Origin of the sequence: Arthrobacter sp. HMWF013 (assembly GCF_003061105.1) — a bacterium.
In the GTDB taxonomy this organism is placed as follows: Bacteria; Actinomycetota; Actinomycetes; order Actinomycetales; family Micrococcaceae; genus Arthrobacter.
On sequence record NZ_QAIQ01000592.1, the window covers coordinates 1 to 1,429 of the forward strand.

The 1,429-nt window shown below is 63.5% G+C and carries 1 protein-coding gene and 1 pseudogene; both read right to left on the reverse strand.

Translation table 11 applies throughout. From position 1 onward, the window contains the following. Window positions 1-736 (reverse strand): NAD(P)-dependent oxidoreductase (locus tag DBR22_RS20050; protein ID WP_308810245.1); only part of this gene is annotated, 736 nt, incomplete at its 3' end. 138 nt (window positions 737-874) lie between these two features. Further along, window positions 875-1,429 (reverse strand): annotated as a pseudogene (locus DBR22_RS24860) (ketol-acid reductoisomerase); the annotation flags it as partial.

A 1,429-nucleotide genomic window follows, 5' to 3' on the forward strand; every position in this document is an offset into this window, starting at 1 on the left:
GGAGGGCTGTGAAAAGTGCTTCCTCGTCCACCAGGCCACCACGGGCCACGTTGATGACATAGGCGGAGCTCTTCATCTTCTTGAAGGCGTCAGCGCCGAGCATGCCAACGGTCTCGGGCGTCTTGGGCATGTGGATGGTGATGAAGTCCGACTGGGCGAGCAGCTCGTCCAACGTCACCAGCTGCACGCCAAGCTGGGCCGCGCGGGCTGAGGTGATGTAGGGATCGTAGGCGAGGATCTTGGTGTCGAAACCCTTGAGGCGGGCGGCAACCAGGGCGCCGATCCTGCCGAGGCCGATGATGCCGATCTTCTTCTCGAACAATTCGATGCCCGTGTACTTGGAGCGCTTCCACTCGCCGTCCTTGAGCGCTGAGCTCGCCTGCGGAATGTGGCGGGCGAGGCTGAGGATGTGGCCGACGGTCAGTTCGGCCGCCGAGATGATATTCGACGTCGGGGCGTTCACCACCATGACACCGGCCTGGGTGGCGGCCTTGATGTCAACGTTGTCCAGGCCAACGCCTGCACGGGCGATGACCTTGAGGTTCTTGGCTGCGGCAATGGCCTCGGCGTCCACCTGGGTGGCGGAGCGGACCAGGATGGCGTCCACGTCGGCGATGGCGGAGAGCAGCTGGGAGCGGTCGGCGCCGTCGGTCTGGCGGATCTCGAAGTCCGGGCCCAGGGCCTCGATGGTGGCGGGCGAAAGTTCTTCGGCGAGCAGTACTACGGGTTTTGACACGGCTGATCCTCTGCGTTGCAGTCCTTGGGATGGAACAAGTCTAGGCCGACGGAAAGGCCGGGCTCACATTGTTAAGTGTGAACCCGGCCTCTCTGTCGTTATATGCAGGGCTTCCCTGAGGTCCGCCCGGCGGTTGTCCTAGCGGGCTACGGAGCCTTCGGTGTAGTCGTCGCTGGTCTTGATCCAGGAGAACAGCTTACGCAGTTCGCGGCCGGTGGCCTCGATCGGGTGGTCTTCACCCTTCTTGCGCAGTTCGGCGAACTCGGGTCCGCCGGCGTCCTGGTCGTCGATGAAGCGCTTGGCGAAGGTGCCGTCCTGGATGTCCTTCAGGACAGCCTTCATGTTTTCCTTCACCTCGGGGGTGATGACGCGGGGACCGGAGACGTAGTCGCCGTATTCCGCGGTGTCCGAGACGGACCAGCGCTGCTTGGCGATGCCGCCTTCAACCATGAGGTCAACGATGAGCTTGAGCTCGTGGAGGACCTCGAAGTAGGCAACCTCGGGCTTGTAGCCGGCCTCGGTGAGGACCTCGAAGCCGTACTGGACCAGCTGGGAGGTACCGCCGCAGAGGACAGCCTGCTCGCCGAAGAGGTCGGTTTCGGTTTCTTCGGTGAAGGTGGTCTCGATGACGCCTGCACGGGTGCCGCCAATGGCCTTGGCGTAGGACAGTGCCAGTTCGCGGGCCTTGCCGGA